We start from the raw sequence: 9355 nt of genomic DNA, 5'->3' as shown, positions 1-9355 counted from the left end.
GTATACCAGAAAGTTGTCGCATACCAAGTAAGAAGTAATCCAATCATAGCATGAGCCCAGACCTGAATGATAGGTGTGGGCTATTTGACGCTTACTTTCAAAATAAAATAGGAAGCTCCTAGATCTACAGCTTTCTTTGTAACATCTTCTTGACCAAAAGCAGTTAACATAATTACTTGAACAGATTTTGTTTTTGAATTTTCTTTAATTTTTGAAAGTACAGCAAGACCATCCATGTGAGGCATAATAATGTCTAATACTAATACATCTGGTATAGTCTCATTCAAAAAGTCTATACACTCATTTCCATTATATGCTTTACCTACTACTTCCAAATCACTCTGATCTTCAAAGTATTCCTCCATTAAATCTAATAATTCTCTGTTGTCATCCACCAGCATTACTTTAATTTTCTCCATTCCCGATTCCTCCTTGAATAATTGATATCTATATTTTTCATCTCTTATATTTTCGACATAACGATTAAAAACCCTCTTTTTCCGTTAAAAAAGTTCATTTATATTGTAAAATTAATGATATTCTTCATAATTCTTAAATTATCGATAAATATCGATGAATTTCGGTTCAAAAAGGAATCTGTGTCGAATAATCTTTATTACATTATAGCAGATATTTGAAATATATAAACAAAAAATACCAAAAAAATTCGTAATAAAGCACAAAAAAAAGAGCAGGAATCTTTCTCTGCTCTTAACTTGCTTTATTTTGATATATATCAATACCAGCTTCTTTTAACATCCATTCAATATGAACGCCATATCCAGATGTTGGATCGTTTACAAATACATGGGTAACAGCACCAATTAATTTATCGTCTTGAATAATTGGACTTCCACTCATTCCTTGAACAATACCACCAGTTTTATCAAGTAATTCTGGATCTGTAATTTTTATGATCATACCCTTAGTTGCAGGTGAATCTTGTGTTACACTATTGACAACTTCTACATCAAAGGCTTTTACTTGATCTCCATCTACTACAGTCAATATTTTAGCGGGACCTTTTTTTACTTGTGAAGGCAGTGTAATGGGCATTGGTTTTTGTAAGGAGCTTTTATCTAACTCCTTGTCTAATTTACCAAAGATTCCAAACGGGGAATTTTTATTGATGTCACCTAATCTTGATTCTTCACGAGTAAATTCTGCTTGTTTTTCTCCAGGTAATCCATTTTTACCTTTTTGAATTGATATTATATTTGTTTCTACGATGGAACCCTTATTTATTTCTACAGGTTTTCTTGTATCCATATCAGATATAATATGTCCCAGAGCACCATATTTTTTGCTAATTGGATCGTAAAAAGTCATGGTTCCTATACCTGCAGCTGAATCTCTAATAAACAATCCAATTCGGTATACTGACTCATTTGAATCTAATGCGGGTTGAAGTGTAGTTGAAAATTCTTTTTTTCCTCTTTTTAGAAGTATAGATAATGCTTTATCAGCTTTACCTGCTTTTTCTACAAGTGGTAAAATTTCATCCATTTTTTTAACCTTTTTATTATCTACTTCAAGTATGATGTCACCAACTTTAATTTCTGCCTCTTCTCCTGGCGAAAATGTTTTTTCATCGGTTTCAACTTGATGATGGCCAACTACTAATACACCCATAGTTTCTAAATTTATTCCGATGGATTGGCCACCTGGTACTACTCTAAAATCGTCTAGTACAGAAACATTTACTTTTTTAATCGGTATATCTGAAGCAGTATAGGTAATATTTTCTTTTCCCACAACGCTTTGTTTAAATTTGTCTCCATCAATTTGTTTTAATACAGTCGTTTCTTCACTTTTAATTTTAATATTCTTATTTATACTTGGTACATTTATGGAATCATCAGACATAAATGTCTGTATTTCATTAGGAATCGATAAATACTGTTGTACTGGCTTAGACCAAGGTAAGAAAACCATAAAAGCTAACAGTATTATACCAATTAATTTTAAATACCATTTTCTTTTCATTACATCACTCTCCTCTTACTGTATTTATTTCTGTACGTTTAATTTGGCCTTTAGTCAGCTATTTTAAACCCGACAAAGTACAGAAATTAGGGAGATGATTTCCAAGCATAATAAAAAGAAATAATGGCATAATGAAATTATATTTTAAGCTTTTTTCCACTTGTTAGCCGTATTGATTAACTCTTTTGCATGTTCCATAGAGGTTTTAGTAAGATCTGTTCCTGTAATCATTCTTCCTATTTCAGAAATTCGATCTGTTAAGGAAAGCTCATCTACATTTGTATATGTTCTATTTTGATCTATAGTCTTGGAAATTAATAAATGCGTATCCGCCATGGATGCAACCTGTGGTAAGTGTGTGATACAAAGCACTTGAGATCCGATCGATACTTTCTGAATCTTTTCTGCAATTGCTTGAGCGACTCTTCCACTAACCCCAGTATCAACCTCATCAAAAATGACACTTGTAATTCCTTGATGATTAGAAAAGATGTTTTTTAAAGCTAACATAATACGCGAAAGCTCACCGCCAGAAGCTATTTTATTAAGCTCCTTTACAGGTTCACCGGGATTTGTTGCAATCATAAAACGAACGTTATCTGCACCACTACTCGTTAAATGAACATGTTTATCTTCTAAAAAAGGATCTTGATCAGTTCCTTTTTTCCAAGAAATAGATATTTCAAATTTTGCTTTTTCTAAATATAAATCAGCTAATTCACTGGTTATAGCTTGTTCTATTTTTTTTGCAATTTTAACTCTTTTATCGTGGATATCTTTTGCTTCAAGAATTAAGTCATTTTGTACATCCTTTAATTCTTGTTCTAATTCTATTATTGCAGTATCCCTATCTCTAATTTTTTCTAATTCTTCTTCTATTTTTGCTTGATATTCAATCATTTCTTCTTCTGTTGGGCCATACTTTTTCTTTAAACGTGCTAGCTCACTTAAGCGACTCTCAATTTCATTTAGACGTGTTTCATCAAACTCTGTTGAATCTAACTTATTTCTAAGCTCATAAGAAAGTTCTTCAATAAGATAGTAATGATTCAAATAGTCCTTTTTTATTTCTTCAAATGTTTGATCAAATTCCGAGACTGTCTCAATTCCATTTGCTGCTAAGCTTAACCAATCTAGCCCTTTGTGTTCTCCGTGTAGTGCGTGATATGCATCATAAAGACCTTGATATATTTTTTCGAAATTTGCTAATTGATTTCTTTCTTCTGTTAAATCCTTTTCTTCACCAGGCTTTAACTCAGCCGCCTGTAGCTCTTCTAATTGAAAAGATAATAAATCAACGCGTTGGGCAAGTTCCTGCTCATTTTTGTTCCAATTATCATATCTCTTTTTTAATTTTAACCATTTCTTATATAAATATGTATATTCATCTTTACATTTTGGTTCTTTCTGCTCTAAAAAAAGATCAACTAATTCTAAATGGTGGTCAACTTCCATTAGCGCTTGTGTTTCGTGTTGGCTATGTATATCTAATAATGTCTGTCCTATTTCTTTTAGTATTGCTAAAGTAACTAACTTACCATTGATTCTACATATATTTTTTCCATTTAAAGAGATAATTCTTTCTAAAACAACCATATTATCCTTACTAATCTCTATACCGTACTCTTTTGTTTTATTAAACACAGGATGACTTTTATTATCCAAAATAAATAAGCCCTCTAATTCTGCTTTTTTTTCACCATGTCTTATATATTCAACAGAACCTCTTCCTCCAACTAATAACCCCAACGCATCAATTATTATGGACTTTCCTGCACCTGTTTCCCCAGTAAGCACTGTTAAACCTTCTTCAAAAGAGATGGAAGTTTGATCAATAATGGCAAAATTTTTAATGGATAACTCTGTTAGCATATTAACTCTCCCTTTCTTATCAACTTAAAGCATTTCTAAGAACTGGTCTTTTATCTTTATGGCATCTTTATCTGATTTACATATAATTAAAATTGTATCATCCCCACAGATTGTTCCCATAATTTCATCCCATACTAAATTATCGATAAGAGCCCCAATAGCATTTGCATTCCCAGGTAATGTTTTCATCACGATAAAATGTGTAGCAGTATCGATACTAATAAAAGCATCCATAATTAATCGTCGCAATTTTTCTAAAGGATTGAAGCGTTGATCAGCTGGCAGGCTATACTTATATCTACCGTCCATCATTGGTACTTTTACTAAATGCAATTCCTTTATGTCGCGAGAGACGGTGGCTTGCGTAATGTTATAGCCTAAACCCTGTAAATGTGAAACTAAATCATCTTGGGTTTCAATATCATTATCAGTTACTAGTTCTCTAATTTTAATATGCCTTTGTACTTTACTCATTTCTTTACCTCCCAGATGGTGTAGATCAAGTTATTTGCATTTTAAACGTACATACCTTATTCCATACTAAAATGGACTACATAACAGTTGTAGTCCAAGCTTACGTCTTCGATGAGAAGGTCTGATGTGCAACCTCTATTGTCGTATCTATCAACTGACTTAAGTTATCCTTAGGAGTTTTTTCAGTACCCCAATATAATTTGGCCAGAAATTCAATATTTCCATCTCCACCTGTAATTGGCGAAAAAGTAAGATCTTCAACTGAAAAACCTAATCCTGTAGCAAATTGTAAGGTTTTTTGTAAAACCTCATGATGTATGGAGGGATCCCTTACAATTCCTTTTTTTCCAACTTGATCTTTTCCTGCTTCAAACTGTGGTTTAATTAAAATTACAACTTCACTATTGTCTCCTACAATTTTACTTAGCGGTGGTAATATAAGCTTTAAAGAGATAAAAGAAACATCAACTGTAGCAAAATTGGGTCTTCCATGTTGAAACATATCAAGCGTTGCATGACGAAAATTCGTTCTTTCCATTACTATTACTCGCTCATCGCTTCTTAACTTCCATGCTAATTGATTATACCCCACGTCTAACGCATAACTTAGCTTCACACCATTTTGAAGGGCACAGTCAGAAAATCCTCCAGTTGATGAACCTACATCCAACATAATCCTATCTTTTAAATTTAATTGAAATTCCTCAATAGCTTTTTCTAATTTAAATCCTCCACGACCAACATAAGGCATAACTTTCCCTTTTATTTCTATGTCTATTGAGTCATCCACTTTTACTCCTGGTTTATCGAGACATTGTTGATTAGAAAAAACAGAGCCAGCCATAATTGTTCGTTTCGCTTTTTCTCTAGATTCCATCAGACCTCGATCTACTAGTAATTGATCTAAACGTATTTTTTTACTCATGTTTTTTCAAGCCCTTTTTTTATTAGAAAGAGGTTTATTTATCATCGTTTTAATATTATCTATAATATTTTCTTTGGTTAAACCAATTTCCTCGAGTAATTTACCTACATCACCATGTTCAATATATTTATCAGGAATACCCATTCTCTTCAGTTTAATTTGATAATCATTCTCTTCAGCAAATTCGAGTATCGAACTGCCAAATCCGCCTTTAAGAATAGCTTCTTCAACTGTTAAAATAGGTACTTCACTTTTCATTAAATCGTGTAACATCTTTTCGTCTAGTGGTTTAATAAATCGAGCGTTAACAACTTTAACATTGATTCCTTGTTTTTTAAGTATTTCACGTGCCTCCAAAGACATTGGAATGCTTGTCCCGAATGTTAATATAACGGCATCCTTTCCATCTTTAAGAACTTCCCATGATCCTATTGGTATTTCTTTTAATGCATCATCCATTTCGACTCCAAGACCATTACCTCTCGGGTACCTTAATGCTATTGGACCATCATTATAATTCAGACAAGTATTCACCATGTGTTGTCCTTCATTCTCATCTTTAGGCATCATTACTACCATATTAGGCAAATGCCGTAGGAATGCTATATCAAATACACCTTGATGTGTTTCACCATCTGCACCAACTAAGCCTGCTCTATCGATTCCAAAAGCAACATTTAAATTTTGACGGCAAACGTCATGTACTAATTGATCGTAAGCTCTTTGTAAAAAAGTAGAGTATATAGCTAGGAATGGTTTCATTCCTGAAGCTGCCATACCACCAGCCATCGTTGTCGCATGTTGTTCAGCAATACCCACATCAAACAAACGATCAGGAAACTCGTTTTGAAATTTCTCTAATTTAGACCCTAGCACCATAGCCGGTGTAATAACAGCAAGACGATCATTCGTTCTCGCAAGTTTTTGTAACGTATTGCTTATTACCTCACTCCAAGCTGGAGCAACTTCAACTGGTTTTATTTTTTCACCTGAATCAATTTTATATGGACCTACACCATGCCATTTATCCTTTTTATCAGATTCAGCAGGATAGTATCCTTTTCCTTTTTGAGTGATAACGTGAACAATAACTGGACCTTTTGTTTTTCTAGCATACTTAAGATTTTCTTCTAAAGCCTGAAAATTGTGACCATCTACCGGACCGAAATAGGTAAATCCAAACTCTTCAAATAACATACCTGGTACCATGAAATACTTCATACTATCCTTAGCACGTTCCGCAGTCTGTGCTATTTTTCCACCAACAGCAGGAATTTTTTTCATTAACCATTCTAATTCATCTTTAACTCGATTATATTTTCCTGCACTTCTCATTCGACCAAGTGCTTTATGAATCGCTCCTACGTTCCCAGCGATTGACATTTCATTATCATTCAAAATAACGGTAATATCCTTCTTTTCATGCCCTATATGATTTAAAGCTTCAAGGGCCATACCACCGGTTAAGGCGCCATCACCAATAATTGGTAATACCGAATGGTTTTGTCCACTTAAATCGCGTGCAGCAACCATTCCCATTGCAGCAGATAAGGAGGTTGAGCTATGACCAGTTTCCCATACATCATGCTCACTCTCATTCATTTTAGGAAATCCACATAGACCCTTATATTTTCTTAAAGTGTCAAATTGATCTGTTCGTCCTGTTAAAATTTTATGAATATACGATTGGTGACCCACGTCAAATATCAATTTATCATTAGGGCTACTGTATTCTTTATGCAAAGCTAAAGTTAATTCAACAACACCTAAATTCGCACCTAAATGACCGCCAGTTACAGATAATTGTTCAATTAAGAAAGTGCGGATATTTTGTGCAAGATATTCTAATTCTTCATTTGATAATTTTTTTAGAAATTTCGGATTTTTAATTTTCGTTAGATCCATGTTGGGAGTCCTCCCTATCTTTATATAGTTAATAAGATAGTTTATTTTGTAAGTACTTTTATTTTAAATTTATTCTCTATAAATGCAATAATTTTACCTACAGAAAAAATAATTTGTGTAGAGGCATTTATTGCTAAAAATTTTCCAATGGCTTTCCCGCCTACTGTTAGAGCAGCGACGATGCTTGTCATGATTACTGCAATAATAATTTGAAATGATGATCCTTCTCCATGACCCAAGTTATTAGCTATTTGTAAGACAACGATTGCAGTAGCTGTACCACTAACTATACCAGAAATATCACCGATTACGTCATTACAAAAACTCGCAAAACGATCAGCATTTCTTACGATAATAATCGCTTGCTTGGAACCGTTTACCTTCTCTGCTGCCATCGCATGAAAAGGCTTTTCATCCGCAGCAGCTGCTGCTATTCCAAGCATATCAAAAAAAACACCCATCAGTACAATAATAAGTACGATAAATAGTCCTACTAGCCATATTACTCCATTTAAAACAGAAGATGAGATGACGGAAAAAATAGCCGCTAACACAAAAGTGATAACGGCAATACTTATACTAAATCTAATTGATTTTTTAAATTGTTGTTTATTCATTGTTAACCTCTTTTTACTTTTAAAAATAGTTTATGTAAGTTTGGGATGGTCATTTAAAAGGTAAAGACTGCGGCTTAGGTCCAGTAGGTTTTCCCAAATAGATACCGAATGTTGCCATTCTGGCGGTTCCCCTTTAAATCTATTTTAGTGCCGTCACCGACAACTAGACTGGATTACCACTTAGTCCGCACTATAATCCCAATTAAATGTCCACCGGAACAGTCTAGGAGATTTCCTCAACAACCCTTTGGCGACTCCTAGCCTCTTTTGCAGAATAAATTTCATACGAATAACACATGATAGTAATTAGTGGCCTACTAATTACCACATTCTCTAAGCGTAATCCCCTTTATTCCACTCAAGGCAGGCTACGCTACGAATAGGAATTCCCTAACTCCTATTCCGTAGGTTCATACCCCATTCCACCACGATTTCTTGGCTAAGAAATCATAGCAGAGATAGGCCTCCGCGGAAGTAGGGTCTTCGCCCACATGCCTTTGTGGATCGCCCTACAACCTTAACTCCCAGCACCGACCCAAGGCTGGGCGCCTCAAGCCGACACAAGGAACTTCATCGATGTGCCCTTTGGCGGATTTTTAGGCCCGCCTTCAGAATCGGAGGATTGACTAGAATACTGCACCATCCCTAGAATATCATTATTATATCATGATTAACTATAAATCTCAATTATCAATTATCTCGATCACTAAATAAATGAACGAACTCGATTAGTATGGATTTTTCAACATTCAGTTTTTCTAAAATAGAAATAGCTTCCCTTTGATATCTCTTTTTTTGAGCCACTGTCTCATCTATACCCAGTATTTTTGGAAAAGTGTTCTTTGCTTTCTCTTGATCACTTCCTACAGGCTTGCCAATTTTAGCTTCATCACCAATTACATCTAAAATATCATCTTGAATTTGAAAGATTAATCCTAATTTAGTTGCAAATTCTTTAATTAAATCTCTATCAGAAGGGTTGAGATCCGTTAAATAAGCTCCTATTTCCATAGCGAATATGAATAATTTTCCAGTTTTAAGTAAATGTATTTTTTCCAATTCATCAATAGAAATATTCTTCGCTTCAGCTTCTATGTCTAAAATCTGTCCTGCAACCATTCCTGATACTCCTGCCGCTTCTGACAGTTTAGAAATAATATATACTTTTTGTTCGTCTGTATATTCATTCGAATTAGCGATAAGGCGGAAACTTTCAGTCAGTAATCCATCTCCTGCTAATATAGCAGTTGCGTCATCAAATTTTTTATGATTAGTTAATTTTCCTCTTCTATAGTCATCGTCATCCATAGCTGGCAAGTCATCGTGAATAAGCGAATAAGTATGAATCATTTCTAAAGCCATCGCTGCTGGGTATATTTTATTATCATTTCCTTTAAATGCATTTGAAGTAGCTAACATTAGAATTGGTCTTAAGCGTTTACCTCCAGCCTCAATCGAATAGTATAATGACTCTTTTAATCGAAACGGCATACTGAGAGTATCTAAATATAACATTAACTTTTCATTGATGGTTTTTTGTGTATCTTTTATAAAGATAGTGAGATTATCTTTCACT

The 9355-nt window shown here is 33.9% G+C and carries 7 protein-coding genes and 1 pseudogene; all 8 read right to left on the bottom strand.

What is annotated here, in order from left to right:
• Positions 1–95 precede the first annotated feature (95 nt).
• Positions 96–419, bottom strand: a pseudogene (locus DFR57_RS13350) (response regulator); the annotation flags it as partial.
• Between the two features lie 292 nt (positions 420–711).
• Positions 712–1986, bottom strand: a complete 1275-nt coding sequence (spoIVB, locus tag DFR57_RS13345) for a SpoIVB peptidase (RefSeq protein WP_114353703.1) — start codon at positions 1984–1986, stop codon at positions 712–714.
• 144 nt (positions 1987–2130) lie between these two features.
• A complete protein-coding gene (recN, locus tag DFR57_RS13340) occupies positions 2131–3858 on the bottom strand; it encodes a DNA repair protein RecN (protein ID WP_114353702.1) in 1728 nt (575 codons plus the stop codon).
• Between the two features lie 24 nt (positions 3859–3882).
• Positions 3883–4332, bottom strand: a complete 450-nt coding sequence (gene ahrC, locus DFR57_RS13335) for a transcriptional regulator AhrC/ArgR (protein WP_114353701.1) — start codon at positions 4330–4332, stop codon at positions 3883–3885.
• Between the two features lie 100 nt (positions 4333–4432).
• Positions 4433–5257: a TlyA family RNA methyltransferase gene (locus DFR57_RS13330; RefSeq protein ID WP_114353700.1), complete on the bottom strand. Its 825-nt coding sequence runs from the start codon at positions 5255–5257 to the stop codon at positions 4433–4435.
• Between the two features lie 6 nt (positions 5258–5263).
• Positions 5264–7162 (bottom strand): 1-deoxy-D-xylulose-5-phosphate synthase, encoded by a 1899-nt coding sequence (dxs, locus tag DFR57_RS13325; protein ID WP_114353699.1) that lies wholly within the window; start codon positions 7160–7162, stop codon positions 5264–5266.
• A gap of 41 nt (positions 7163–7203) precedes the next feature.
• Positions 7204–7779, bottom strand: a complete 576-nt coding sequence (locus DFR57_RS13320) for a hypothetical protein (protein ID WP_114353698.1) — start codon at positions 7777–7779, stop codon at positions 7204–7206.
• A gap of 690 nt (positions 7780–8469) precedes the next feature.
• The gene (locus tag DFR57_RS13315) at positions 8470–9354 is read right to left on the bottom strand and encodes a polyprenyl synthetase family protein (RefSeq protein ID WP_245937470.1); all 885 of its coding nucleotides are present in this window, start codon (positions 9352–9354) and stop codon (positions 8470–8472) included.
• Position 9355: the final 1 nt, after the last annotated feature.

The organism is Saliterribacillus persicus (assembly GCF_003337485.1).
GTDB classification, from domain to species: Bacteria; Bacillota; Bacilli; order Bacillales; family Amphibacillaceae; genus Saliterribacillus; species Saliterribacillus persicus.
This window is presented reverse-complemented; position numbering and strand designations above follow the sequence as displayed.

Excerpts from the sequence above, each read along its gene's own strand:
- ahrC (WP_114353701.1), bottom strand. The coding sequence starts at position 4,332 with ATGAGTAAAGTACAAAGGCATATTAAAATTAGAGAACTAGTAACTGAT.
- dxs (WP_114353699.1), bottom strand. The coding sequence starts at position 7,162 with ATGGATCTAACGAAAATTAAAAATCCGAAATTTCTAAAAAAATTATCA.
- DFR57_RS13330 (WP_114353700.1), bottom strand. The coding sequence starts at position 5,257 with ATGAGTAAAAAAATACGTTTAGATCAATTACTAGTAGATCGAGGTCTG.
- spoIVB (WP_114353703.1), bottom strand. The coding sequence starts at position 1,986 with ATGAAAAGAAAATGGTATTTAAAATTAATTGGTATAATACTGTTAGCT.
- DFR57_RS13320 (WP_114353698.1), bottom strand. The coding sequence starts at position 7,779 with ATGAATAAACAACAATTTAAAAAATCAATTAGATTTAGTATAAGTATT.
- recN (WP_114353702.1), bottom strand. The coding sequence starts at position 3,858 with ATGCTAACAGAGTTATCCATTAAAAATTTTGCCATTATTGATCAAACT.